Origin of the sequence: Agrobacterium vacciniicorymbosi (assembly GCF_040427045.1) — a bacterium.
Lineage (GTDB): Bacteria > Pseudomonadota > Alphaproteobacteria > Rhizobiales > Rhizobiaceae > Agrobacterium.
In genome coordinates this window covers 53,922-79,136 of record NZ_JBETMF010000006.1, presented here as the reverse complement: position 1 = coordinate 79,136, position 25,215 = coordinate 53,922, and the positions used below count along the sequence as shown (strand labels likewise).

At 57.4% G+C, this 25,215-nt stretch carries 27 protein-coding genes; 12 read left to right on the top strand and 15 right to left on the bottom strand.

Annotation, left to right across the window (positions count from 1 at the left end; genetic code table 11):
• Nucleotides 1-125: 125 nt before the first annotated feature.
• The 3 genes from ABUK73_RS11175 to ABUK73_RS11165 are packed head-to-tail and all read left to right on the top strand — an operon-like array spanning nt 126 to nt 2,643.
• The gene (locus ABUK73_RS11175) at nt 126-749 is read left to right on the top strand and encodes a DUF1285 domain-containing protein (RefSeq protein WP_353577521.1); all 624 of its coding nucleotides are present in this window, start codon (nt 126-128) and stop codon (nt 747-749) included.
• Nucleotides 746-1,384 carry an NUDIX hydrolase gene (locus tag ABUK73_RS11170; RefSeq protein WP_353577348.1) on the top strand — a complete coding sequence of 213 codons (639 nt, stop codon included), beginning with the start codon at nt 746-748 and terminating at the stop codon, nt 1,382-1,384. The genes ABUK73_RS11175 and ABUK73_RS11170 overlap by 4 nt, the downstream gene beginning before the upstream one ends.
• Entirely contained in the window at nt 1,381-2,643 is a 1,263-nt protein-coding gene (locus ABUK73_RS11165; protein WP_353577347.1) for a CCA tRNA nucleotidyltransferase, read from the top strand. Before ABUK73_RS11170 ends, ABUK73_RS11165 begins: the two co-directional genes overlap by 4 nt.
• On the opposite strand, the gene ABUK73_RS11160 is transcribed toward ABUK73_RS11165, so the two are convergent.
• The 3 genes from ABUK73_RS11160 to hemF form a co-directional block, all read right to left on the bottom strand.
• Entirely contained in the window at nt 2,634-2,822 is a 189-nt protein-coding gene (locus ABUK73_RS11160) for a DUF1059 domain-containing protein (protein WP_353577346.1), read from the bottom strand. The genes ABUK73_RS11165 and ABUK73_RS11160 overlap by 10 nt on opposite strands.
• A gap of 100 nt (nt 2,823-2,922) precedes the next feature.
• On the bottom strand, nt 2,923-3,189 hold the full coding sequence (locus ABUK73_RS11155; protein ID WP_353577345.1) for a hypothetical protein: 267 nt from the start codon (nt 3,187-3,189) through the stop codon (nt 2,923-2,925).
• A gap of 175 nt (nt 3,190-3,364) precedes the next feature.
• On the bottom strand, nt 3,365-4,276 hold the full coding sequence (gene hemF, locus ABUK73_RS11150) for an oxygen-dependent coproporphyrinogen oxidase (protein ID WP_113088513.1): 912 nt from the start codon (nt 4,274-4,276) through the stop codon (nt 3,365-3,367).
• 155 nt (nt 4,277-4,431) lie between these two features.
• Here hemF and ABUK73_RS11145 point away from each other — a divergent pair, with 155 nt between their 5' ends.
• Both ABUK73_RS11145 and ABUK73_RS11140 read left to right on the top strand, forming a co-directional pair.
• On the top strand, nt 4,432-4,716 hold the full coding sequence (locus ABUK73_RS11145) for a CopG family ribbon-helix-helix protein (RefSeq protein WP_353577344.1): 285 nt from the start codon (nt 4,432-4,434) through the stop codon (nt 4,714-4,716).
• Nucleotides 4,704-4,997: a type II toxin-antitoxin system RelE/ParE family toxin gene (locus ABUK73_RS11140; protein ID WP_353577343.1), complete on the top strand. Its 294-nt coding sequence runs from the start codon at nt 4,704-4,706 to the stop codon at nt 4,995-4,997. Before ABUK73_RS11145 ends, ABUK73_RS11140 begins: the two co-directional genes overlap by 13 nt.
• A gap of 16 nt (nt 4,998-5,013) precedes the next feature.
• Here ABUK73_RS11140 and ABUK73_RS11135 read toward each other — a convergent pair whose 3' ends face one another.
• Nucleotides 5,014-6,666, bottom strand: a complete 1,653-nt coding sequence (locus ABUK73_RS11135) for a Na/Pi cotransporter family protein (RefSeq protein WP_353577342.1) — start codon at nt 6,664-6,666, stop codon at nt 5,014-5,016.
• Between the two features lie 198 nt (nt 6,667-6,864).
• Nucleotides 6,865-7,326, bottom strand: coding sequence for a tRNA (cytidine(34)-2'-O)-methyltransferase (locus ABUK73_RS11130; RefSeq protein ID WP_353577341.1), 462 nt, complete (start codon nt 7,324-7,326; stop codon nt 6,865-6,867).
• A 412-nt stretch (nt 7,327-7,738) separates the two neighbouring features.
• Here ABUK73_RS11130 and ABUK73_RS11125 point away from each other — a divergent pair, with 412 nt between their 5' ends.
• Together ABUK73_RS11125 and ABUK73_RS11120 are read left to right on the top strand one after the other, a co-directional pair.
• Nucleotides 7,739-9,595: an ABC transporter ATP-binding protein gene (locus ABUK73_RS11125; protein ID WP_353577340.1), complete on the top strand. Its 1,857-nt coding sequence runs from the start codon at nt 7,739-7,741 to the stop codon at nt 9,593-9,595.
• Between the two features lie 248 nt (nt 9,596-9,843).
• On the top strand, nt 9,844-11,718 hold the full coding sequence (locus ABUK73_RS11120) for an ABC transporter ATP-binding protein (protein ID WP_353577339.1): 1,875 nt from the start codon (nt 9,844-9,846) through the stop codon (nt 11,716-11,718).
• Here ABUK73_RS11120 and ABUK73_RS11115 read toward each other — a convergent pair.
• Complete coding sequence (locus ABUK73_RS11115) at nt 11,715-12,650, bottom strand: endonuclease/exonuclease/phosphatase family protein (RefSeq protein ID WP_353577338.1); 936 nt, start codon at nt 12,648-12,650, stop codon at nt 11,715-11,717. The two genes, ABUK73_RS11120 and ABUK73_RS11115, sit on opposite strands and share 4 nt — an antisense overlap.
• Before the next feature lie 306 nt (nt 12,651-12,956).
• Here ABUK73_RS11115 and petA point away from each other — a divergent pair, with 306 nt between their 5' ends.
• Genes petA through ABUK73_RS11100 form a run of 3 tightly spaced genes read left to right on the top strand, consistent with a single transcriptional unit; the run spans nt 12,957 to nt 15,742 of the window.
• Nucleotides 12,957-13,535 (top strand): ubiquinol-cytochrome c reductase iron-sulfur subunit, encoded by a 579-nt coding sequence (petA, locus tag ABUK73_RS11110; RefSeq protein ID WP_113088521.1) that lies wholly within the window; start codon nt 12,957-12,959, stop codon nt 13,533-13,535.
• Between the two features lie 13 nt (nt 13,536-13,548).
• Nucleotides 13,549-14,832: a cytochrome b gene (locus ABUK73_RS11105; protein ID WP_353577337.1), complete on the top strand. Its 1,284-nt coding sequence runs from the start codon at nt 13,549-13,551 to the stop codon at nt 14,830-14,832.
• A gap of 22 nt (nt 14,833-14,854) precedes the next feature.
• Nucleotides 14,855-15,742, top strand: coding sequence for a cytochrome c1 (locus ABUK73_RS11100; RefSeq protein ID WP_353577336.1), 888 nt, complete (start codon nt 14,855-14,857; stop codon nt 15,740-15,742).
• A gap of 45 nt (nt 15,743-15,787) precedes the next feature.
• Here the strand turns inward: ABUK73_RS11100 and ABUK73_RS11095 are convergent, their stop codons facing one another.
• A complete protein-coding gene (locus tag ABUK73_RS11095; protein ID WP_353577335.1) occupies nt 15,788-16,120 on the bottom strand; it encodes a type II toxin-antitoxin system PemK/MazF family toxin in 333 nt (110 codons plus the stop codon).
• The gene (locus ABUK73_RS11090) at nt 16,110-16,463 is read right to left on the bottom strand and encodes a hypothetical protein (RefSeq protein WP_162727826.1); all 354 of its coding nucleotides are present in this window, start codon (nt 16,461-16,463) and stop codon (nt 16,110-16,112) included. Before ABUK73_RS11090 ends, ABUK73_RS11095 begins: the two co-directional genes overlap by 11 nt.
• Before the next feature lie 169 nt (nt 16,464-16,632).
• On the opposite strand from ABUK73_RS11090, the gene ABUK73_RS11085 reads away from it, so the two are divergent.
• Nucleotides 16,633-17,175 (top strand): adenine phosphoribosyltransferase, encoded by a 543-nt coding sequence (locus tag ABUK73_RS11085; protein WP_077106284.1) that lies wholly within the window; start codon nt 16,633-16,635, stop codon nt 17,173-17,175.
• A gap of 38 nt (nt 17,176-17,213) precedes the next feature.
• Nucleotides 17,214-17,933: a membrane-anchored protein gene (locus ABUK73_RS11080; protein WP_353577334.1), complete on the top strand. Its 720-nt coding sequence runs from the start codon at nt 17,214-17,216 to the stop codon at nt 17,931-17,933.
• A gap of 9 nt (nt 17,934-17,942) precedes the next feature.
• Here the strand turns inward: ABUK73_RS11080 and ABUK73_RS11075 are convergent, their stop codons facing one another.
• The 7 genes from ABUK73_RS11075 to ABUK73_RS11045 form a co-directional block, all read right to left on the bottom strand.
• Nucleotides 17,943-18,410, bottom strand: a complete 468-nt coding sequence (locus ABUK73_RS11075; RefSeq protein WP_353577333.1) for a MaoC family dehydratase — start codon at nt 18,408-18,410, stop codon at nt 17,943-17,945.
• A complete protein-coding gene (locus ABUK73_RS11070; protein WP_353577332.1) occupies nt 18,407-18,865 on the bottom strand; it encodes a MaoC family dehydratase in 459 nt (152 codons plus the stop codon). Before ABUK73_RS11070 ends, ABUK73_RS11075 begins: the two co-directional genes overlap by 4 nt.
• A gap of 182 nt (nt 18,866-19,047) precedes the next feature.
• Nucleotides 19,048-20,151, bottom strand: a complete 1,104-nt coding sequence (ychF, locus tag ABUK73_RS11065) for a redox-regulated ATPase YchF (RefSeq protein ID WP_113088526.1) — start codon at nt 20,149-20,151, stop codon at nt 19,048-19,050.
• 113 nt (nt 20,152-20,264) lie between these two features.
• The gene (locus tag ABUK73_RS11060; protein WP_353577331.1) at nt 20,265-20,891 is read right to left on the bottom strand and encodes an exopolysaccharide biosynthesis protein; all 627 of its coding nucleotides are present in this window, start codon (nt 20,889-20,891) and stop codon (nt 20,265-20,267) included.
• A 119-nt stretch (nt 20,892-21,010) separates the two neighbouring features.
• Nucleotides 21,011-21,727, bottom strand: a complete 717-nt coding sequence (gene pth / locus ABUK73_RS11055; RefSeq protein WP_353577330.1) for an aminoacyl-tRNA hydrolase — start codon at nt 21,725-21,727, stop codon at nt 21,011-21,013.
• 89 nt (nt 21,728-21,816) lie between these two features.
• Nucleotides 21,817-22,533 carry a substrate-binding periplasmic protein gene (locus ABUK73_RS11050; RefSeq protein WP_353577329.1) on the bottom strand — a complete coding sequence of 239 codons (717 nt, stop codon included), beginning with the start codon at nt 22,531-22,533 and terminating at the stop codon, nt 21,817-21,819.
• 23 nt (nt 22,534-22,556) lie between these two features.
• Nucleotides 22,557-24,947, bottom strand: coding sequence for an EAL domain-containing protein (locus ABUK73_RS11045; protein ID WP_353577328.1), 2,391 nt, complete (start codon nt 24,945-24,947; stop codon nt 22,557-22,559).
• Between the last annotated feature and the right edge of the window lie 268 nt (nt 24,948-25,215).

Here is a 25,215-nt window from a genome sequence, read left to right as displayed (position 1 = left end):
CATACAGGACGCATTTGGCGCTGCCTATAGCTTATTGCCATCTGGCCCGCTGACAAGCATCCTTTGAATGACTATCTCGTTACCCATGTCAGAGACTTCAATAGGTGACAAAGCAGGGCTCGAATATGGCGGTTGAGACGATAAATTCGGCGAAAGATGCAGCAGGGCTTGCCGCGATGATTTCCCATGCAGCCGAGCAGACGGGTGATAAAAGCCGGGGACCAGCCCCCGTCGAGCGCTGGAACCCGCCCTTTTGCGGCGATCTGGACATGGAAATCCGCGCCGATGGCACATGGTTCTACATGGGCACACCCATTGGCCGCGCCCCGCTGGTGCGGCTGTTTTCCACCGTTTTGCGAAGGGATGAGGACGGCAAGACCTACCTCGTAACACCTGTGGAAAAAGTCGGCATCCGCGTGGTGGATGCGCCTTTCATCGCTGTCGAGATGAATGTGGGCGAAAAAGACGGCGCACCGCTTCTGACCTTCCGCACGAATGTGGGTGACGTGGTGGAAGTTGGTGCGGAGCATCCGCTGCGCTTCGAAATCAGCGGCGAAAACAAGGAGTTGAAACCCTATCTTCTTGTTCGCGGGCGGCTGGAGGCGCTTGTCTCACGCGCGGTAATGTATGATCTGGTGGAGTTGGGTGAAGTGATTGAAATCGATGGAAAAGACATGTTTGCTGTGCGCTCTGGCGGTGAGATTTTTCCTGTCATGCCCGCCGATGAACTGGATGCGCTTTCCCGATGACTTCTGATGTAATGACCTTTTCCGCCGCCGATTTCCGGCGTCGCGTGCTTTCGGATGGCGAGGGCGTGGCCGAGCGGGAGGACGCGGATCATGGCGACCATGTTCTCAACCCCGGTGTGCGGCTGACGGGCGAAGGCATTCGCCTGAAAGATGCCGCCGTGCTGGTGCCGGTTGTGGATTATGGCGATGAGGCGCGGGTCATATTTACCCAGCGCACCGCTACGCTTCGCAAGCATTCCGGCCAGATTTCCTTTCCTGGCGGCGGGATCGACAAGGAAGATCCCTCTCCGGAGGATGCTGCTCTTCGTGAGACGGAAGAGGAAATCGGCCTATCCCGTTCTTATGTCGAGACGGTGGGACGGTTGCCGGATTATATTTCCGGCACGGGCTTCCGTATCAAACCGGTGCTGTCAGTGGTCAAACCCGGCTTCGATCTTACCCTCAACCCGACTGAAGTGGACGAGGTCTTCGAGGTGCCGCTGTCATTTCTGATGAACCCGAAAAATCACAAACGCGGCAGTCGCATCTTTCAGGGGAAGGAGCGGTTTTTCTACGAAATGCCCTATGGCGAGCGTTACATTTGGGGCATTACGGCGGGCATCATGCGCAGCATTTACGAAAGGTTTTATTCATGAGCAACATTGCCGGACAGGACTGGTTTTCAAAGCCGGGTCTTCAGCGGATTTTGGCGCTTTTGAATGCCGATGGCGGTGAAGCCCGCATCGTGGGCGGTGCCGTGCGCAACGCGCTGATGGGCATGCCCGTGGGCGATATCGACATGGCAACCACGCTGCCGCCGCAGGATGTGGTTGAGCGCGCCAAGGATGCTGGTATCAAGGCTGTACCGACCGGCATCGAACACGGCACGGTGACGCTGGTGCTGGATGGCGAGGGTTTCGAAGTCACCACCCTGCGCCGCGACGTGGAAACCGATGGCCGCCATGCGCAAGTGGCTTTCGGCACCGACTGGACAGAAGATGCGCAGCGGCGTGACCTGACGATCAACGCGCTTTATGCTGATGCCTCGGGCGAGGTGATCGACCTGATCGGCGGCCTGCCGGATATCGAGAAGCGCAATGTGCGTTTTATTGGCGATGCAGACCAGCGCGTATCAGAGGATTACCTACGCATTCTGCGCTTCTTCCGCTTTTTCGCCTATTACGGTTCGGGTCGGCCCGATGCCGATGGGCTGCGCGCGAGTGCACGCGCCAAGGACAAGATTTCGACGCTCTCGGCAGAGCGCGTCTGGAGCGAAATGAAGAAGCTGCTGGCCGCAGACGATCCCTCGAGAGCGCTTTTATGGATGCGCCAGTCCGGCGTCCTCACGCAGGTTCTGCCGGAAACGGAGAAGTGGGGCATCGATGCCATCCATGGTCTGGTGGCGGCAGAGCAGGCGCTGGGCTGGAAGCCGGATGCGTTGGTGCGGCTTGCCGCCATTGTGCCGACGGATGCGGAGCGGGTGGATGCGATGACGTCCCGGCTGCGTATGTCGAACGCGGAAGGCAAACGCCTGAAGCAATGGGCAACTTCACCTAACGTCGATCCTACCGTGACGGATGCGGCCTTTGATCGTCTTCTCTATCGTCAGGGTGTGGAAGGCGTGGTCATGCGGCTGAAGCTGGCGCTTGCGGCGGCGCGGGCCGATGTCTCGGCGGGCGAGGCGGCCATGCAGAAGATTGCGCGCTTCTCGACCTTGCTGGAGCGCGCTCAGAAATTCCAGCGCCCGAGCTTTCCTCTGACCGGTGCGGACGTGCTGGCAGCCGGTGTGGCACCGGGCCCGAGGGTGGGAGTGATTTTAAGCGAGCTTGAGGAGAAGTGGATCGAGTTCAACTTCTCACTGGACCGGGCAGCTTTGACCGCCCGGCTGGAAAAGGCGCTCAACAATCAGGCCTGAATGGTGCTTTCATCGCGAATGCGGGTCTTGATGTTCTCGACCATGTTTTCGCGGATGACGGTTTCGCCGTGTGCCTGACGCAGATGATCCACCGTGCGGCGCACGATTTCTGCGTCCTCGTCAGCGCGTGTGTGCCATTCACAACCCGGCACCAGGGTTCCACATTCAAACAGTCTCATCATATGCCTCCCTCTGTGAAATGCCGGGGCAGAACCTTTCGATTGAAAGGCTTTGCCCCTGCTCACCAACAAACGGGTAGGAGAGATAGAAGGTTCCGTTTCAGACCTTTTCAGGCATTGCCCAGCAATGGAAAACGGAAGATGTGGCGGCGGCTGGTACATTCGTCAGCTCCACCCGGTCGTCATTGGCAGCAGCTTCATTGGCAAGCTTACGCTTGACCTGTTCGACGTAAAAAGAATGGGGCAATTCGCGATCTCCCGTCGCGCGCATTTCCGCTGCCAGACGATCGATCAATTCAGGTGTAGGTATGGCGCGGGATGGATCAGTACCAACCGCGGATATGGGCATGCTGTTCGAAGTAATCATGACGATAGCTCCTCCAGTCATCAACGGAATGGAGCCTATCACCAGAGATGTCTTTTCATAAGAGCTAATTTTCTAAAATCTGCTCCGAAAAGACTAACAAAGATCAAACTTTTCGTGATTTTTTAGAGCCCGTGCTTCAACTCGAAAATTGAAACGAGGCCCAGCCGCCCAAATCTTAAGGCCAGCGCACCACGGGTGGAAGCGAAGACAGAATCGAATCCACATTGCCGCCGGTCTTCAGACCAAAAATCGTGCCGCGGTCATAGAGCAGGTTGAACTCCACGTAGCGTCCGCGGCGGATCAGCTGTTCGTCGCGATCCTCTTCCGTCCAGGGCTGGTTGAAGTTGCTCCGCACGATCTTCGGATAGACCAGATTGAAGGCGCGCCCGACATCCTGCACGAAGGCGAAATTGGCGTTCCAGTCGCCTTTTTCCTCGTCCGGGTGCAACCAGTCGAAGAAGATACCGCCGATGCCGCGCGGTTCGTTGCGGTGCTTGAGATGGAAATATTCGTCGCACCATTGCTTGTAGCGCGGATAATCGGCCACCGCGTGACGATTGCAGGTGATTTCAAAGACCCGGTGGAAGATGAGGCTGTCATTGTCATCCTGCGTGCGGCGTCGGTCGAGAACCGGCGTCAGGTCCGCCCCGCCGCCAAACCAGTGGCTGGACGTGACGACCATGCGCGTGTTCATATGCACGGCAGGAACATTTGGGTTGACCGGGTGGGCAATCAGCGAAATGCCGGATGCCCAGAAGCGTGGGTCTTCTTCCGCGCCGGGAATCTGGCCGCGAAATTCCGGCGAAAATTCGCCATGGACGGTGGATGTGTGGACGCCGACCTTTTCGAAGACGCGGCCTTCCATCATCGACATCTTGCCGCCACCGCCTTCGCCGCCGTCACGCTGCCAGTCCTTTTGTACGAAACGGCCGGGCGGCTGGTCGGAAAGCGGACCCTGCAACTCGTCTTCGATGGCTTCGAACGCGCTGACGATGGTGTCGCGCAGGCTTTCGAACCATGCCTTGGCCAGCGCCTTCTTGTCCTCGATGTCGTCGGGCAAGCCTTTCGGCAAATCTGGCCGTTCCATATCCGATGTCCTTCAAGTCGAATCGTTGCGTCCTGCCCGGTTTATCAGCCGGGCGGCAGAGACACAAAACTGAATTGCGCCAGGGTGGCGATGTTGACACAAACGTGCGGTGGCACGATAGTCGGGTATTACCTTTTTATACCTGAGGACCTCTCATGCCTGGACCCCATCCCGTTGCGGTAAAGCTCGACCCGGATGTCCACGCCCGGATGCGAAAGCTGGCCGAGACACAGCATCGCTCCACCCATTATCTGATGCGGGAAGCGATCGCTCAATATGTCGAGCGGGAAGAAAAGCGTGAGTCGTTCCGGCAGGAGGCTTTGGCCGCCTGGTCTGCCTATCAGGAAAATGGCCTGCATCTAAACCAAGATGAGGCGGATGACTGGCTGGCTCAGCTTGAAGCCGGGCAGGATGTGGAACCGCCTGAATGCCACAACTGATATGGACGCCAGAGGCGCTGCGTGCCGTTCAGCGCTGCTATCGTTTTCTTGCGCCAAAGAATCCGGATGCTGCATCTCGCGCCGTTAAAACCATCCGGGAGCAGATGCGGATTTTGGCGGCTCACCCCGCCATAGGTCGACCTGCCGATAAAATGTCACCGGAATTTCGGGAGTTACTGATCCCTTTCGGTGAAAGCGGCTATGTCGCTCTCTACCGTTTCGATGGGGATATGGTCGTGGTCCTGACCGTGCGGCATCAGAGTGAGGCAGGATATTCCTAAGCGAAGGATAAGCCCGTCAAATCCGTTTGTCCGCCGCGCGAAGGCGGCTTTCTCCCAGCACGCCGCCCTGATCGAGAATGGGGTGGGCGACGGAGACAATGTGGGCGTTGATGCGCTTAAGGTCGCGCAGCATATCCAGATGCAGAGAGCTGGTTTGCAGGCTCTGCATCAGGCCGTCGCGCAGTCGTTCCAGATGGCGGCCTGAAGACTGCTTTTCCAGCCGTCTGATATCGATCTTGATTTCCATCAGGCGGCGGGCGAGATCGAAATCGCCGGTGACGAAAATGCTCTGGGCGGCGCGCAGATTTTCGATGGTCATATCGAACAGCGTCTTCAGCTCGTCATAGCCTTCATCGGAGAATTTGAAACCGTTGGAAATCTTCTTGCGGATCTGCTCGGCCAGTCCTTTTTCAACGATATCGCCGATGTGTTCGAGGTTGATGGCGTAATCGATGATGGTGATGGACCGGCGGGCGTCATGCTCATCCAATCCCTTGCGGCCCAGCTGCGAAAGATAAATCTTCACATCCTGCTGGCGCGTATCGACCTTTTTCTCCAGCACAATGATCTCGGCAAGCGGGGCGAGATCATTATGCTTGAAGGCATTTTCGGCACGGATCAGCATCCGCTCGATGGTATCGCCAACGACGAGAACTTCGCGGGTGGCATTGGCCAGCGCCACGACCGGCGTGTCGAGTGCATCGGCATCGAGAAAGTGCGGGCCTTCGTCTGGCTGTGGATCGTTAGGCACGATCTTTGCCATCATGTCAGAGATCACGCTGGAGAAGGGCCAGGCGATTGTTGCGAGTGCCAGATTGAAGATCAGATGCGCATCCACCGGCAGCATGGCCTGCGACAGCGGCAGCATCTGGAGCAACTCTGCGCCATAACCGGCGAGCGGCAGGGCAATAGCGCAGCCCACCGTTCGCACTACGAGATTGCCGATGGTGATGCGACGGGCCGATGCCGGTGCAGACAGCGTGGCAACGACCGGCGGGATCGCGCCGCCGAGATTGGCGCCGAGAATAAGCACGATGATGAGGCCGGTGGAGAGAATATCGGCTGATGCCAGCGACAGGATGAGAACCACAACAGCCAAGCTGGAAGATGAGATGAAGGCCAAGGCTGCCGAAAGAAGTAGGGCGACGGGCCATGCGTCATCCAGCAGGCCAATAAATGCGCCGAGTGCCGGAGAATCGCGCATAGGCTCCGTTGCAGCGCTGAGTAGATGAAGTGACAGCAGCATCAGGCCGACACCGACCAATGCCGTGCCGCCGCCCTGACGCGCGCTGGAAGTGCCCTTGCGCACGATCAGCCCGGTGAGGATGAGCAGGGGAGACAGCCATGCGACGCCGGTTGCGAAAATCCAGGCGGTGACGGCGGTGCCGATATTCGCGCCGAGCAGCACGACTTGCGCCATGCGGGGGCGGATGAGATCACGCTCTGCGAAGGAGGCGACCGTCAATGCCGTGGCAGTCGAACTTTGCAGGGCGATGGTGGCGAGAAAGCCTGATAGCAGCGAGCGCGGCCCGCTCTTGGTGCCAGTGGCCAGCACGGTCCTGAGTTTCACGCCGAAGGCGCGCGTGACGCCATCCTTGACCTGTGCGAGGCCGAACAATAGCAGCGCCACAGCGCCCAGCAGATTGACGATAATGATGGTGGATTGCATGCTCGGTCGCCCTCCTTCCGTCAGTATTTTTATTGTGCGCCCATCGCCTTGCCCGAAACCGTTTCGCTTTCGGACGACATGCTGCGCGGAAAGTTTTCGGGGGCAGGAATCTTTAGTTGGCTAATAAATATAGGACTGAAATACCGTGTCGTACAGGGCTGATTACGACATTTTGAAGCGCAATGGCGATGGCTGGCTTTACGCCCACGCCGTCTGGCGCAAGGCCTCTCCGGCGACCATCGCCGCCGACATGGCGACATTGATGGAGCGCTGGCCTTCGACCATGGGAATGATCAGCCGCTCATCGGCCTTGTCATGCACATGATCAGGCACGCCAGCGCTTTCGCGCCCGAAAAGCAAGATATCATCGGCACGATAAGCGACATCCACATAGGGCAGGGCGGCCTTGGTGGAGGCAAGAATCAGCCTGCGTCCGGTGGAGGCGCGCCATTCCTCGAACCGCTCCCAATTGACGTGGCGGGTTAGCGAGGCTGTGGTGAGATAATCCATTCCGGCCCGTTTCAGGTTGCGGTCGGAAATGTCGAACCCAGCCGGTTCGATGATGTCAACGCCGATGCCGAGGCAGGCGGCGAGGCGCAGAATGGTGCCGGTATTGCCGGGAATATCCGGTTGGTAAAGAGCGATCCTGATATCGGGCATGGCATGGTCTTTCGTGGGGCAATGCGCCGGGACTTATCACGACGGAGAATGTGGAAACAAGCAAGCTGCACAACCGGGGCTGTTGTCACGTAGACACACTCGCGTGTTACGGCCTGTTTTGCGAGGTTTGAGGCGGTTTGGTGCTGGTCAATGCATATTTTTTGAGCTACAAGGGCGCATCTTTCAACACCAGCCACGGAGGTTCAGATGAATAAGCTCGTTCTATATCGCCTCCCGGCCATTGTAGTGCCTTTACAGGCCTAGGTGTTTCTCGCGGTTCGTCCGCAATTTCCTTGTTTTAGATTCGTCATGTGGCTGTCGTGGCCATATTCCATTTTCTTCCCGTGCTGGCTTTGGGAGCTTTTTTTGCCCCGCGCCGTTTTTTCGGGATATGTCTGTCCGGAGCTAGGCCATGTTCGGCTGGTTTGAAAAACGTCTCGATCCATTTCCCGCATCCACGCCCGTCGTGCCGCCAGCCAAGCTGCTGCCGTTCATGTGGCATTATATCCGGCCTGCGGCACCCTGGTTGCTGCTGCTGGGCCTGATGTCCATGGGCATCGCGGTTGCCGAAGTGATGCTCTACCAGTTCCTGGGCAATATCGTGGACTGGCTGTCGTCTGCCAACCGGGAAACCTTCCTGCAGGACGAGGGCTGGCGTCTTGTCGTCATGGCCTCCATTGTGCTGGTTGCCCTGCCGTTGATGGGCTCCATCCACACCATGACCATGCACCAGACGCTGGCTGGAAACTTCGGCATGATTGCCCGCTGGCACATGCACCGGTTTCTGCTGCGCCATTCCATGACGTTTTTCGCCAACGAGTTCGCAGGCCGCGTCTCCACCAAGGTCATGCAGACGGCGTTGTCCATCCGCGAAGTGGCGCTGAAGGTCATCGACGTCTTCGTCTATGCCATCAGCTTTGTCGGCTCCATGCTGTTCATGGTGGCTGCTGCGGACTGGCGCTTGGCCCTGCCACTCGTCTTCTGGCTGGTGGTTTATATCGCGATCCTGACCTATTTCGTGCCAAAACTCGGTCGTCTGGCCAGTGAGCAGGCGGATGCGCGCTCGCTGATGACGGGCCGTATCGTTGATAGTTACACCAACATCGCCACCATCAAGCTGTTTTCCCATGCGGGGCGTGAAGAGGTCTATGCGCGTGAAGGCATGAATGTGTTTCTGAACACGGTTCACCGTCAGATGCGCCGGATTTCGGCCTTCAACATCGCCATCGATATCAACAATGCGCTGGTGATGTTCTCCACCACGTCGCTCGGCCTTTACTTCTGGATGATGGGCTCGGTCTCTGTGGGTTCCGTGGCAGTCGCCATTGGCCTTTCCATGCGCGTCAACGGCATGTCGCAGTGGATCATGTGGGAAGTCACATCGCTGTTTGAAAACATCGGCACGGTCTATGACGGCATGAATATGATGTCCAAACCGCACGACATCGTGGATGCCGCCAATGCGCCCGCACTTTCCGCGCACAAAGGCGAAATCCGTTTCGACGACATTCGCTTCCACTATGGCAAGAACAAGGGCGTCATCGAAGGCCTGTCGCTGGATATCAAGCCGGGCGAAAAGGTAGGTCTTGTCGGTCGCTCCGGCGCGGGCAAGACGACGTTGATGAACCTTTTGCTGCGCTTCTACGATCTCGAATCCGGCAAGATTCTGATCGACGGGCAGGATATTTCCAATGTGTCGCAGGATAGCCTGCGCTCGCTGATCGGCGTCGTCACGCAGGATACGTCGCTGCTGCACCGGACTATTCGCGAAAACATCGCCTATGGCCATCCCGGCGCATCCGACGAAGAGATCATCGCGGCGGCAAAACGTGCCAATGCCTGGGACTTCATCGAAACACTTGTCGATATGCACGGCCGCCAGGGTCTGGATGCACAGGTGGGCGAACGCGGCGTCAAACTCTCCGGTGGTCAGCGCCAGCGTATCGCGATTGCGCGCGTGTTCCTCAAGGACGCCCCGATCCTCATTCTGGACGAGGCGACCTCGGCGCTTGACTCCGAAGTCGAAGCGGCCATTCAGGAAAACCTGTTTGCGTTGATGGAGGGTAAAACCGTTATCGCCATCGCCCACCGTCTCTCGACCCTTACGGAGATGGACCGCCTGATCATTCTCGACATGGGCAAGATCGTCGAGGCCGGCACGCATCAGGAGTTGGTGGAGCAGGGCGGTATCTATGCCGACCTGTGGCTGCGCCAGTCCGGCGGGTTCATTGCGGATGAGGAGCAGGGCATGAAGGTGGCGGGGGAGTAGGCTTCGGCCTCTCGGTAGATGCTTTCGTCATGGTCGGGCTTGTCCCGAGCATCTGCTACGTCGCAATTTTGGATACGTGAGTGGATTCCCGGGACAAGGGACAAGCCCGAGGATGAAGAAAGAGTATGTCGCGGCGTCAGCAATCCATTTGAGCGAGCGACGGTTTCAGACGCTCTATCCCACCTCATTACCAAAATATAATCTCACTCCCGCTTTGCCCATGCCCCGATTCCGCCTATATCAAAACCATGGTCATCACCCGTATTTTTCGCTTTTTCGAGAACTGGATCAAGCCCTTCGCCCGCAAGGACGATTTGCGTCCGCCGGAAGATACGTTTGCTTTCATTTGGTTCTATCTTAGGCAGGCCAAGACGCCCTTTTTTGCCATGCTCATTCTGGGTGGCCTGACTGCGGCGATTGAGGCGGCGTTGTTCTGGTTCGTCGGGCGGCTGGTGGATATTCTGTCCACGGTCAAACCGGGCGAGGGCTGGGCGGGGCTGATTTCCGGGCACGGTTATGAACTGATTGGCATGCTGTTTCTCATTGCCGTCGTTCGCTTCCTCGTGACCATGGTCACGGCGCTGGTGGACCAGCAGATTATTACCCCCGGCTTTTATAATCTCGTGCGCTGGCAATCCTATATGCATGTGGCGCGGCAATCGCTGACCTTTTTCCAGAACGATTTTTCCGGTCGCATCGTCACCAAGGTCTGGTCCGGCGGGCAGGCGGCAGGCGATCTGGTGACGTCGCTGATGGAAAGTGTCTGGTTCGTCGGCATCTATTCCGTGTCGATGCTGCTTCTGATCGGCGGTCTGGACTGGCGTCTGGCCATGGTGGTGCTGGTCTGGGTCGGCATATTTTCGATGCTGGCGCGTTATTTCGTGCCGCGCATCCGCAAACATTCGCGTGAAACGGCGGAAGCCGCCTCCATGTTGTCGGGTCGCATGGTGGACGCCTACAGCAACATTCAGACGCTGAGGCTGTTCGGGCGTGACGACGCCAATGACCGTTACATGCGCCAAGGCTTCGATATTTTCCAGAACACCACCATGATGTTCACGCGCTTCATTACCGGCGTGCGCGCGTCCATGGCGCTGCTGTCCGGTATCATGATCACCTCGATGGCGGCGCTCTGCATCGATCTCTGGCTGGCTGGCAAGATCAGCTCCGGCGCGGTGGCCTTTACGCTGGCCTTGGTGCTGCGGCTGAATTTTCTGCTGGGCCGCCTGATGACGCAGTTCAACGGCATCATGCGCAATTTCGGCACGGTGCAGAACGCAGCCGAGCTGATTTCGCAGCCCGTCGGACTTGTCGATGTGCCGAATGCGCCGGATCTGGTCGTGGCCAAGCCAAGCATTCGCTACGAGAATGTCAGCTTCCATTATGGGCGCAGCAAGGGTGTCATCGACAATCTCAGCCTTGATATCGCGCCGGGCGAAAAGGTCGGTATCGTGGGCCGGTCGGGCGCGGGCAAGTCCACTCTCGTCAATCTGCTGCTGCGTTTCTACGATGTCGAAAAGGGCCGCATCTTTATCGATGGACAGGATATCGCCAAGGTCAGTCAGGAAACCTTGCGCGCCCATATCGGCATGGTCACGCAGGATACCTCGCTGCTGCACCGATCCATTCGCGATAATATCATGTTCGGGCGCATGGATGCCAGCGAAGAGCAACTGCTTGCCGCCACACGCCGCGCCAAGGCGGATGATTTCATCGAACGTCTTGAAGACCAGCGTGGGCGCAAAGGCTTGGAAGCCCATGTGGGCGAGCGTGGCGTCAAGCTTTCCGGCGGTCAGCGCCAGCGCATCGCCATCGCCCGCGTCATGCTGAAGGATGCACCGATACTGGTGCTGGATGAAGCGACCTCGGCTCTCGATTCCGAGGTGGAAGCGGCCATCCAGAGCAATCTGGATGAGTTGATGCACGGCAAGACGGTTCTTGCCATCGCGCATCGCCTGTCCACCATCGCCGCGCTCGACCGGCTTATCATCATGGATGCAGGGCGCATCGTGGAGCAGGGCACCCACACGCAGCTTGTAAATAGCGGCGGGCTTTATTCGGAGCTCTGGGCGCGCCAATCGGGTGGTTTTCTCGATGCAGACGAGACGGTGCCTACGGTTTAAGACCCAGCAATAGCGAAATCCGCCACCAGTCCGTAATGGTTGGAGCCGTGATTGTCCGGCAGGCGCTCCAGTTTCATCAGGGTTGCCGGTTTGCGGGCGAAGATGTGGTCGATGGCGATGCCAAACGGCCCGGCGTCGATGGGCCATGTGGCCGGTTCCCACTGCGCCTTCTTCAGATCCGTCGCCAGCAGGAATTCCCTCATGTCAGGCGCAATGCTGGCGGAATTGAAATCACCACCGAGAATGAGCGGGCCTGTGACCGAGGAGATCGCGGAGCGGATGCGGCTCAGCTCGTTGCGGTGATAGTCATCGAAATAGGGTTTTGCCAGATGCGCTGCCGCCAGCGTGAGCTTGATGCCATCAATGTCGATCATCGCCATGGCGAAGCGCTCGCGGCTGACATAGCTCAAACTGCCAATGCGGGCATTCTCCAGCGGGCGTTTGGACAGAATCAGCAGATCGCAGTTTTGCGTGCCCACGCCGCAGCCAATGCGGTAAGGGTAGGTCTGGCCCAATCGGGGCAGGGCGGTCGCTACTGCGTCGGCCTCCATCACATAGGCCACGTCGGCATTGGATGCCAAAATCGTATCGGCAATTGATTCGGCATTGCCCGGGTTCTCCCTCAGCACGTTGAAGGACAAAAGCCGGAAGGATTTTGCGCCTGCGGGCGCATAGGCGTCCGTCACGAACTCCTGGTGCATGTAGAGGGCGTGCGCGCCCAGCATGAAAGCCCAGGCCAGAAGCACGATGAAGATGCGGGATCGAAGGACCAGAAGGCATAAAAGCGCGCCAAATGCCGCGAGAACGGCAATATGCAGCTGAAAGCTGTTGACGAAGGCCAGCAGCCAGAAATCACCGACATATCGGATACTTATAAGAAGAAGCGCAAGTGCGAGCGCAAAGGACCCGACACAGGTGAGCCTAGCTTTCAAAATCAAAACCCCGCTTATCGGCTCTCCCTGATTCTGATTAGCATGCGCGATTTGGGTGCACAATGTTGCAGGATGGACAGCAGAGCCGGAAAAGGCGGAGAAAAATAGCCCGGCAAGGCAGAATTACGGCAGCTTTGTGTGCTTTCCTCTTGCCAAGGTCCGCCATATTTTGCGATCAAGCAGAATAGGCGCGATTTATCGTCGCGCACTGACCAGGGCAAGGGGGATCGAGTTTGTCCTGGATCAAAACATAGCTGGAGGACTCATGCGACTTTCAACAAAATTAGCGCAGAGGATGGTGTAGCGGTGAGCGAGCACGTAAATGACCATGACGCCTCGGGTGAACCGACCCGTCGCGATTTTCTTTATCTTGTGACTGGTATGGCGGGTGCTGTCGGCGCTGCTGCCGTGGCCTGGCCCTTCATCGACCAGATGCGTCCCGATGCGTCCACCCTGGCGCTTGCATCCATTGAAGTGAATGTCGCCAGCGTCGAGCCGGGCATGTCCCTGACCGTCAAATGGCGCGGCAAGCCGATCTTCATTCGTAACCGCACGCAAAAAGAGATCGATGAAGCCAACGCTGTTGCGCTGACCGATCTGAAAGATCCCGTCGCGCGCAACGCCAACCTCGATGCCGCCGCACAGGCGACCGATGTTGACCGTTCCGCAGGGCAGGGCAAGGAAAACTGGATCGTCATGATCGGTTCCTGCACGCATCTTGGTTGTGTTCCGCTGGGTCAAGCCGGCGATTTCGGCGGGTGGTTCTGTCCCTGCCATGGCTCGCACTACGATACGGCGGGCCGCATTCGCAAAGGTCCGGCGCCGGAAAACCTGCATATTCCGACCTTCGCATTCACATCCGATACCGTGATCAAAATCGGATAAGGGGACATTTGAAATGAGTGGTCATTCCAGTTACCAGCCCTCGACCGGTATCGAAAGATGGGTCGACTCCCGCCTGCCGCTGCCGCGCATGGTCTATGACAGTTTCATAGCCTATCCGGTGCCGCGCAACCTGAACTATGCCTACACCTTCGGCGCCATGCTTGCCGTCATGCTGATCGTGCAGATCCTGACCGGCGTCGTGCTGGCCATGCATTATGCCGCTGAAACGACGGTTGCCTTCAACTCCGTTGAAAAGATCATGCGCGATGTGAACCAAGGTTGGCTGCTGCGCTACATGCACGCCAACGGTGCGTCCTTCTTCTTCATCGCCGTCTACCTGCACATTGCCCGTGGCCTCTATTACGGCTCCTATAAGGCACCGCGTGAAATCCTCTGGATTCTCGGCTGCGTCATCTTCCTTCTGATGATGGCTACCGGTTTCATGGGTTACGTTCTGCCTTGGGGCCAGATGTCCTTCTGGGGTGCAACGGTTATCACCGGCTTCTTCACAGCCTTTCCGGGCGTGGGTGAGTGGATCCAGCAGTTCCTGCTCGGTGGCTTCGCTGTTGATCAGCCGACGCTGAACCGCTTCTTTGCGCTGCATTACCTTCTGCCCTTCATGATCGCAGGCGTCGTTATCCTGCACATCTGGGCGCTGCACGTAACGGGCCAGACCAACCCGACCGGCGTTGAGGTCAAGACGAAGACGGACACGGTTCCGTTTACGCCTTACGCAACGCTGAAGGATGCGCTCGGCGTTTCCGTCTTCCTGCTTGGCTATGCTTGGTTCGTCTTCTACATGCCGAACTTCCTCGGTCACCCTGACAACTACATCATGGCCGACCCGCTGAAGACACCGGCGCATATCGTGCCGGAATGGTACTTCCTGCCATTCTACGCCATGCTGCGTGCCATCACCTTCAACATCGGCCCAATCGATTCCAAGCTGGGCGGCGTGCTGGTGATGTTCGGTGCCATCGTTGTGCTGTTCTTCCTGCCATGGTTGGACACGTCCAAGGTTCGCTCGGCCGTCTATCGTCCGTGGTACAAGCTGTTCTTCTGGATCTTCGTAGTCGATTGCATCATGCTCGGCTGGCTGGGTTCGCGTCAGCCTTCGGACCTCTACACGCAGATGGCTCTGTTTGGCACGATCTACTACTTCGGCTTTTTCATCATCATCATGCCACTTCTCGGCCTGTTTGAAACGCCAAGGCGTATCCCGAATTCGATCACCGAGGCCGTTCTGGAAAAGAATGGCAAGACCGCTGCCGCCCCCGCGGCTGCCGTCAAGATATAAGTGCGAGAGAAGGACGCTTACAATGAAAAAGCTTGTAACGAGCATCGCGCTTATCGCTGCCATGAGTGGCTTTTCTTCTGCGGGTTTCGCTGCAGAAGAAGGGCATGACCTCAAGGAACTGACCGAACATGCAATTGCGGGCGGGCACTTCCCCATCCTCAAGCCGCATGAAGAGAAATGGTCCTTTGCCGGACCTTTCGGAAAATACGACAAGGGCCAGCTTCAGCGTGGATTGAAAGTCTACAAGGAAGTCTGTTCCGCCTGTCATTCCATGAATCTGGTGTCGTTCCGCACGCTGGAAGATCTGGGTTACTCGGAAGATCAGGTCAAAGCCTTCGCTGCCGAATATGAAGTGCAGGATGGTCCGAATGCGGATGGCGAGATGTACACCCGCAAGGCTGTTCCATCAGACCACTTCCCATCGCCCTATCCGAACCATGAAGCAGCTGCTGCCTCAAACGGCGGTGCGGCACCACCTGATATGTCGCTGCTGGCGAAAGCCCGTGGCGTCGAACGCGGCTTCCCGACATTCCTCATCGACATGATCCCGATCGTCGGTGGATATCAGGAAGGCGGACCGGATTACATCCACGCGCTGCTCAACGGTTATCAGGACGCACCCGAGGGCGTTGAAGTTGCCGAAGGCACACACTTCAACCCATACTTCGCCAGCGCCTCCGCCCTCAAAATGGCCCCGCCCATCAGCGCCGATCAGGTGACCTATGATGACGGTGCGCCACAGACGGTGGAGCAATACTCCCATGACGTCGCTGCCTTCCTCATGTGGGCGGCAGAACCGCACATGGAAGAACGCAAGCGCACCGGCTTCATGGTCATCGTGTTTCTTTTGATCTTCACGGCACTGATCTATCTGACGAAGAAGTCCGTATATTCCAGAAAAGAACACTGAACTTTGAGACGAAACTAAAGGCGGCCGAAAGGCCGCCTTTTTGCTTTATAGAAGAATTTTCGCCAGTTCGCGCTCACAGGCCATTTGATCCAGTGAGCCGAGTGTTCCCAGCCTCCTCAGAATGAGTTCATTGGGAATGGTCGCGAAGCGCCATCTCACCAGGCATGTCTGGGGCAAGCCTGCTGCATCGAGATCGCCAAGAACAACGTCACTCGGCCACGATGATGCTTTCGCCGTCGTAATCATGGCCACAAGGGTGGAAGCATTCTCTCTGTTGAAATTTTGACCTGATATCACCACCGTCGGGCGACGCTTGATGACGGGAACATCGGCGAAGGGAAAGGGCACGACAATTGTCGTATAGCGCTCACAGATCACGAAACGCTTCCTCGTCTTCCTTGCTCTCCCACTCTGGGAAAAGGCTGGAAATGTTGACGAGGTAATCGTCTTCAAGCTTGACCTCACGCAGCGGAATACGTTCTCCTTTGCGCTTTCGGTACCAGTTGCTCCACACCGTCTTCATCTGCCCTTCCGGGCGAATTGCTTCGGTAGGACGACCATCACGACCCGTTTTCATCCGCACCCACCCACCGACGACGCCATCGGCTTCGAGATTGATATGCTCGTTGTCGCTCAGCCCACGAAGGCGTTCTCGAAGCTTGTCGCCGTCTATGTGCTTGAACCAGATAGCGACATCTGTGATCTGAACCTGAAATGCCATCGTTCTTCTCCTGCCGACAGTCAAACCCTACAGGGGGTGTAGGGGGGGTGTCAATCGTGGGGCGGCGGGCGTTTTCGTTCTCTTTGAATGGTCTTTTCTGTTTGTCCGGACGAGCCAAGTTGATAGTGTGCAGCGAAATTATTCTGTCACTTTCTAAATCGGAAATTCCATGACCGTTATCGCTTCGGAGCTTGCTGCTGCCATTCGTTCTATTCCCGACTATCCGAAGCCGGGGATTATCTTTCGTGATATCACCACGCTGCTGGGCAATCCGCGTGCTTTTCGCCGGGCGGTGGATGAGTTGGTGCAGCCCTATGCGGGTACGAAAATCGACAAGATTGCGGGCATGGAAGCGCGTGGCTTCATTCTGGGTGGCGCCGTTGCGCACCAGCTTTCCGCTGGTTTCGTGCCGATCCGCAAGAAGGGCAAGCTGCCGCACACCACTGTGCGCGTGGCTTACAGCCTGGAATATGGTGTCGATGAGATGGAGATGCATGTGGATGCCGTGCAGCCAGGCGAGAAGGTCATTCTGGTGGATGATTTGATTGCAACCGGTGGAACGGCTGAAGGTGCGGTGAAACTGCTGCGCCAGATGGGCGCGGACATCGTCTCGGCCTGCTTCGTCATCGATTTGCCGGATTTGGGCGGGCGCAAGAAGCTGGAGGATCTGGGTGTGGAAGTACGCACGCTGGTCGAGTTTTCCGGGCACTAATTTTCGCATCTGGCAGGGGTCTTTCATTGCAAAAGCTCATGGAATTCAAAACATGGCTGTTTCGATTTTTGAAATATGCCTGGCTGCGTCCAAGAGCCTGGAGCGATGACACCATCAATGGCCGCAATGTCGTGGTCGTTGGCTCGGCCCCTGTTTCGGCCAAGCCCTTTGATTTTGATGAAAGCTATCTCGTCATATCCGTGAATGCCTCGCAGATCGTTGCGAAGGGTTGGGGCGTTGAAAAGCCCGACATCACGCTGATGATGTTTCACCAGATCGAGGGCAAGTACAAGAACGCGCAGGAAGTACGCCGCGTGCTGAATGGCGAGAGCACCGGCAGCCTTTACCTGCTCTTGTGGCGGCATGATCTTGCGCGGCTGAGGGCAGGGCTGACCCGTATCAATTACGGCTATGATAGATTGTCGATCGTCGATCGCTTCAGCCGTGTCGCACTCGTCCGCGCCATGACCGGCAAGTTGAATTTCGAGATCAGCCCGGAATCGAAATATTCAAACGGTGTCATCGCGGTCATGCTTGCGCTGCAAAGCGGGGCAAAGCGCGTCGTCATCGCTGGTATCAACCCAGCCTCTACCGGGCACATCTATAATGCCGAAAACCTGCACCGCAAACATAGCGGCCCCGATCTGGAGGCGCTGAAACAGATGCAGCAGGTGGGGCTACCCGTCTATACGGCGGATGCCGCAGTTGCGGATGCTACGGGGTTGCCTTTGTGGAAGCCAGAGATTGCGGAGAGTTGAGCCACCGCCTCACTCAAACTCCAGCACATTGCTCTCAAACCGAACCACCATCTCGCCATGTTGATTGACGCCTTCGTTGAGCGTGGTGTTCATCAGCATGCCGGGGCGTGAGGCCAGCGGTCGGGATGCGGTCAGCGTGGTGAAATAGGTGACGTCGTCGCCTGCATAGACCGGGCGCAGCCATTTGAGATTGCGGATACCGGGCGAGGGGCCGAGTTTGGGTGGCTCTATGCCTTCGGAGATCAGGCGTTTTGCCTCGGTGGTCCAATAGTTCAGAAAACACTTCATCCATGAGGCGCTGGTTTGCCAGCCGGAGGCGCAGAGGCCTTCGAATACCGAGTTCCTCGCCGCTTCCGCATCCAGATGAAACGGTTGCGGATCGAATTTTTCGGCGTAGCGGATGATGGATTCTGCGGAAAAATGCACGGTGCCGAGTTCGAGCCGGACGTTGCTTGGATAAAGCTCAATGAATTTCATGCGCTTGCTCCTACCGTTGCGGTGGCCAGCATGGCGTTCAGCTCGACCACGCAGACGAGGTCGCCGCGCTGGTTTTGCAACTCATGGCGCAGCTTGACCACGCCCATGCCGGGCCGCGTTTTCGATACGCGTTGCTCGATAACCGTCGTCGTGCCGCTCAGCGTATCACCGGCCAGAACCGGCTTCTTCCACTCCACGACATCCACACCCAGCCCCGCCTGAGAGGGCGAGCCGCTGATATAGCTGTCCACCGTCATGCGCATCAGCATGCCGCAAGTGTGCCAGCCAGAGGCGGCGAGGCCGCCGAGAATGCTGGCCTTGCCTGCTTCTTCGGAAAGATGCATCGGCTGTGGGTCGAATTCGGAGGCGAATTCGATGATTTCTTCCGCCGTCACCAGTTTCGGCCCCAGCTGGAACTGACGCCCGGGGGTGAAATCCTCAAAAGCATATGTCACTGGCGAACTCCTCCTCCACAGTTTTATAAGCAAAACCTACCGTAACTTTGCCTTTTACGTAAAGGTAAAATTATTGATGGTCCGCGCAAAAATCGTGATGAAAACAAAAGGCCCGCGACGAGGTGCGGGCCGGTTTTGTCGCTGGGCTGGCTTAGAGCATTCCCATCCAAAGAGGAAACGCTTCAGGTGTTGAAGCGGAAGTGAATGACGTCGCCGTCATGCACGACATATTCCTTGCCTTCGTCACGGCCCTTGCCAGCTTCCTTGGCGCCGACTTCACCCTTGAAGGTGACGTAGTCGTCATAGGCGATGGTGAAGGCGCGGATGAAGCCGCGTTCGAAATCCGTGTGGATCACGCCGGCGGCGCCCGGAGCCTTGGTGCCGCGCACGATGGTCCATGCGCGCGTTTCCTTGGGGCCAACGGTGAAGTAGGTGATGAGGTCGAGCAGGTGGTAACCGGCGCGGATCAAGCGGTCGAGACCGGCTTCTTCGAGACCCAGAGCCGACAGGAATTCCTTGGATTCTTCCTCGGGCAACTGTGCGACTTCGGATTCGATGGCGGCGGAAATGATGACGCATTCCGCGCCCTGCGTCTTTGCCATTTCGGCAACGGCCTTGGTGTGCTCATTGCCATCGACAGCGTCAGCTTCCGCCACGTTGCAGACGTACAGCACCGGATGCGAGGTCAGAAGGTTGAGGCCCTTCAACACTTCGATCTCGTCGGCAGCAAGAGTCTTCAAGAGCAAGCGGGCAGGCTTGCCTTCGTTCAGAAGCTTGATCACGGCTTCCATGACGGGAAGCTGCGCCAGCGAATCCTTGTCCTTGGAAGAGGCGCGCTTGCGCGTCTGCTCAACGCGACGCTCAAGGCTTTCCAGGTCGGCCAGCATCAGTTCCGTTTCAATCGTATCGGCATCGCCAACCGGGTTGATGCGACCTTCGACATGGGTGATGTCGTCATCTTCAAAGCAGCGAAGGACGTGCACCACGGCATCGACTTCGCGAATGTTGGCGAGGAACTTGTTGCCCAGACCTTCACCCTTGGAGGCGCCGCGCACCAGACCGGCAATATCCACGAAGGAGATGCGGGTGGGGATGATTTCCTTGGAACCGGCAATATCGGCCAGCACTTTCATGCGCGGGTCGGGCACGGCCACTTCGCCGGTGTTGGGCTCAATGGTGCAGAAGGGATAGTTTGCCGCCTGCGCCGCTGCCGTTTTCGTCAGCGCGTTGAAAAGTGTGGACTTGCCGACATTGGGCAGACCGACGATACCGCATTTGAAGCCCATGGCTTGAACCTGTCTCTATCTCAAAAATTCCGTTGCCAGCCTTTTGCGGAATGGGCAGGGCAAGGTCAAGCCTTGTTGCCGGAAACGATAAGGATTCCCGCAAAAGACATGGCTCATATGGCCGGTTGGCCCCAGCCGAACCAGCCGGAGATCAGCGCCCAGCCGCCATAGATGATGGCGCCACTGGTGAGAACGGAGAGTGTGGCAAGTCCAAGCCCGGTGATAACAGCCATATCATCCTTCTGAGCCAGCCCAAGCGCGATGGTCAGAACGGCAAGGCCCGGAAGCATGTTGCCGAAGGGAATAGGCAGCGCGATCAAAACCGCCATCAGGAAAATAACGATGCCAATGCTGATGGGGCCGAGATGTTCCGCCAGAACATGGCCGCGTGGCCGCAACAAGCCCTCCAGCTTCTCCAGCCGCGGCGCAGCCTTCTCAGCCGTAATTTCGATCAGCGAACGAGAGACGGATAGGCGACCGAGAAAACCCGGTAGCATTAGCTTCCGGGAACCAAACATGATCTGGAGCGACAAAATGGCCAGTGCCGTTCCAAAGATCATGCCTGCAGGAATGCCGGGCGTGGGAATGATGGCGGGGATGGCAAACACCAACAGAACGAAGGCAATCGCCTTATCGCCCAGCTTTTCCAGCAGGCCCGCCAGCGTCACCTTTTCAGGCAAGTCTTCGGCCAGCCGCTTCAGCGCCGCTGCCATGGTGTTATGCTGCGCGGTTTCATCCATGTGCAGGGGTTTTCTGCGGTGCGGATGCGGATCGGGAAGGGGCGTCTGATGTTTTCATCAGCGTGAAATGGGGATGCGGCGCAAAGTTTCAAGCCGCATCGAGACTGCTGGCGGAATTGTCAGTCCTTCTTGCCGAACATGCGTTTCAGCATTTCCGCCATCGGGCCGGTTTCCGGCAGCTTCTTGGGCTGGGCGGAATTGCGGGCTTGGTGGATGTGCGACTTCGCTGCCGGTTTGGCGGGCTTTGCCTCTTTCTCTATTTCGCTCTTCACGCCAACGGCCAGCGCCAGCTTGTTCATCAGCTGCGAGTCTTCGCCTTTGACCAGCATCTCGGCATTGTCAGCGATGGCGTCGAGCAGTGGCTCCAGCCAGACCTTGTCGGACTTGGCGAAATCGCCCAGCACATGGCCGTGCACCCGTTCTTTGTCGCCGGGGTGGCCGATGCCCAGACGCAGGCGGCGATAGTCCTTGCCGCAATGGGCGTCGATGGATTTGAGGCCGTTATGGCCGCCATGGCCGCCACCGATTTTGATACGAGCGCGACCGGGAGCGAGATCGAGTTCATCGTGAATGGCGATGATATCGCCGGTTTTCACCTTGTAGAAGCGCATGGCTTCACCGACGGATTCGCCTGACAGGTTCATGAAGGTCAAAGGCTTCATCAGAAGCACCTTTTCGCCCGCGATCTCGCCTTCGGAAATTTCGGCCTTGAACTTTTTCGACCATGGCGAAAAAGAGGGTAGGCGTTGCAGGGCATCCACCGCCATGAAGCCGATATTGTGCCGGTTGGCGGCATATTGCGTGCCGGGATTGCCAAGGCCTGCAATGATGATCATGGACGTGTCCGCTTGGGTTCGATTTGACAATTGTCCTTCACCACCGAAAAAACCGGCGGGTGTCAACGTTTTTGTCACCGGCAAGGCAGCTATTGGTGGATGATGAGGCCGTATTTTTCATAGATGCGCCGCTGGGCGCCATCCTTGATCAAGTCGTCCAGCGCAGCTTGCATCTTCCCGATCAAGCTGTCAGGAACGGAAAGATTGCAGGCCATGCCGAGGTTTTGCCACGCCAGAACCATCACCTCCACGAATTGACCCGGCACCAGGTTTTTCAAAACGCTTTCCGACATCGGCATCATGTCTACGCGCCCGGCTGCCAGTTTTGAAAGCGTCTTGTCGAAATCGGCGCTCAGATCGACGCGCGGAAATCCCTTCGACTTCAAAAGCGCTTCCGTATAGTCGTTTCGCTGCGTTCCAATCGTATAGGCTTTGGCATCATCAATGTTTTTAACGTCCAGACGCCGTTCCTTCAACGCAACGAGGATGTTGCGGTCGGTGTGGACGGGTGACACCCATTTGAAGAGATTTTCACGCTGCGGCGTACGGGCGGCGGCCACGACGCAATGCATCGGCTCGGTTTCCGCCAACGCTATGGCGCGCGCCCAGGGCAAAATGGTGGCGTCGTAGTCCACGCCCGTGCGTTCGAATATGATCTTCAATTGGTCCATATAAACGCCAGTCGGCTGCCCATCGGCACCACGGGAATTATAGGGCGGGTATTCCTCGGTAGAAATGGTCAGATGTTCGGCGGAGGCCGGTAGAGCGATGGAAAAGACCATCCATGTCAAAATGTTTCGCCACATTGACTTCATCCTCCCCGATGCAGTTATGTTCCAACCTTCGCGACTATCTGACTGTTCTGCTGCTCGAAAGCGGCGATGTAAGCGCTGATCGGCTGCGGTCTGGCGAAGAGATAACCCTGGCCGCAATCGACGCCGATCTCCTTGAGCATGGCTTCCTGCTCGCGGGACTCGATGCCTTCGGCAATCACCACGCAGTTCATCTTGTGCGAGATCGCGCTGATCCCCTCCACCAGCATGCGGCTTCTCTGGCTGATTTCCGTGATGTTATCACCGATCGAGCGCGTAAAGGACTGGTCGATCTTGACGATATCGACCGGGAAACGGTTGAGATAGCTGAGCGACGAATAGCCGGTGCCGAAATCATCCAGCGCGATGCGGCAACCCAGGTGCCGGATGGCGTCGAGGACGGCACGAATCTGCGGATCGTCATGCATCAGCACCGCCTCGGTGATCTCGATCACCAGTCGGCTGGGCACGATGTCGTGGCGGTATAGGAGCCCGGCAATCCGGGTCGGCAGGCCGGGTTCGAACTGCAGGGCGGAGAAGTTCACCGCGACATAGGCGTTTTCCAGTCCGGGCAGCTTGGAGAGGGTGGCCAGATTTTGGACGGAACGCTCCAGAATGGTGTTGCCGATGCGGCCAATCGTGCCGTTCTCTTCCGCAACCGCGATGATGGCGGCGGGCGGGAGGATGCCTTTGCGCGGGTGGTTGAGGCGCATCAGGGCCTCGAAACCAACCGTCTCGCCGCTTGCCAATTTCTGGATTGGCTGAAAATGAGCTTCCAGCCAGTTCCCATCCAGAGCCTGCTCGATATCCTGTTCCATTTCCGCCCGCTCGCGCGCTTCGTTCATGATGGCGGGGTCGAACATCTGCGCGCCGTTCTTGCCAGCGCGCTTCCTGCTATACATCGCCATATCGGAGTTTTGCAGAAGTTCGGCAGCCGTCTTGGCGTGGGTCGGGTAGAGCGCCAGACCGATACTTGCGCTGAGGCGCACGCTGTGGCCGAAAGCGTTGAACGGTGTATCGAAGATCGCGCAAATTTCGTCGCAAATGCGGGTTGCCCGCTGTTGTGTCATCGGGCCGGTGAGCAATACTGCGAATTCATCACCGCCAAGGCGCGATGCGCTATCCTGCGGCGACAGCAAAGTCTCCAACCGCTCGACGAAGGCTTTGAGAACAGCGTCACCGGCGGCGTGGCCGAGATTGTCGTTGATGATCTTGAAGCGGTCCAGATCGATGAAAAGGCATGCGAGTTCGGTGCGGTTGTCGTCTGCTTCCAGAATTTTTTCGTCCAGAATGGCTTCGAAACCCTGACGATTGAAGAGGCCTGTCAAATGGTCGGAGATAGCTTGCAGACGGTTGAGCTGTTCGGAGCGGCGTAGTTCCGTCACATCGGTCATGACGCTCAGACCTTCGGAGCGGCGCTGGCCATCACCGACGCTCAAGGCTTTTTCCGCGATCAGAACGTCCATCAAACGGCCATCGCCGCATTGAAAACGGATCGTCAGTTCAGAGCTTCCTGCCATGCCATGCGTGGTGGATTCATTGTGCCTACGCAGCACGAAGCGGGCGCGGTCCTCGGCGTAAATGAGATCGGCGAAACCGAGTCCCAGAACTTCGGCGCGCTGATAACCTGTGGCCTCCACCCAGTAATCGCTGACAGCGGCGATACGGTCCGTCGGATCGAGCGAGAAGAGCATGGCTGGCGTGCGGTTATAGATTTCCGTGGTGCGCAGATGCGCTTTCTTGATTTCCTGCTCTTCGCTATCGAGCTGGATTTGCATTTCGTTGAAGCTCTGCGCCAAACGGCCCATCTCGTCTTTCGAGCGCCAGTCCACATGGTGGCGGGAGCCAAGCCGTCGTGTCGCCTCGATGGCCGCAGTCAGCCGCAACAGCGGCTTCATGATCATCAGGCGATTGCCGATAATGGCGGCGGCGAAAATGGTCAGAATGGCCAGAACAAAAATAGAAATGAAGGCCAGTTCGAGATTGCTAAGCGAGGTGAATAGGCCGACATTCTGGAAGAACACTGTGATGGTGCCGACCTTCGTCTCGCCATCGAGGTTCTTGTAGGTGATGTCCCGGGTAATCGAAGAGGTGTCGTCGGAGGCGCTAGCACCCGCCGTCTGCGTCACATCCAGATGGCCAAACGTATCGCGCACCTTGACCATATAGACGGCGGGGTCTGCAACCAGCGTACCGGTGATCTGGTTGATGCTCTCGTCGTCTAGATCCCAAAGCGGGCGACCAAGCGCCTGCGAGTTGGCGACGAGCAGAATTTCAAGGCGGTCCCGCTGATTGACGACCGATTCATGGTGGGAGAGCATCAGGAGAATGGTGAAGAGCGGTGCAACCAACGCGAAAAGTGCGCCGGAAACGATCGCAACGAAGCGACTTTCTACGGAATGGGTCATCTGCCTTTACTACCGCCCCTTGCCCTTCAAACCCCTGTCACGCAATCCCAGCCTGCGCGATAAAAAGTCTCGTTCTCAAATACTTACGAGATTTAGATTTTCGGTGGAGTCATGCGTAACTCCGAACGTGCTAATGTGTGATTTATAAACCTAAAGTTTTGATTGAACGTTTCCGGAAATGCTTAATTGTTGCTGAAGAATTTCATTGGCGAACAATACAATTTCTCAACATTGCAATAAGACATAAAAAATGCCCCGCATCTTGCGA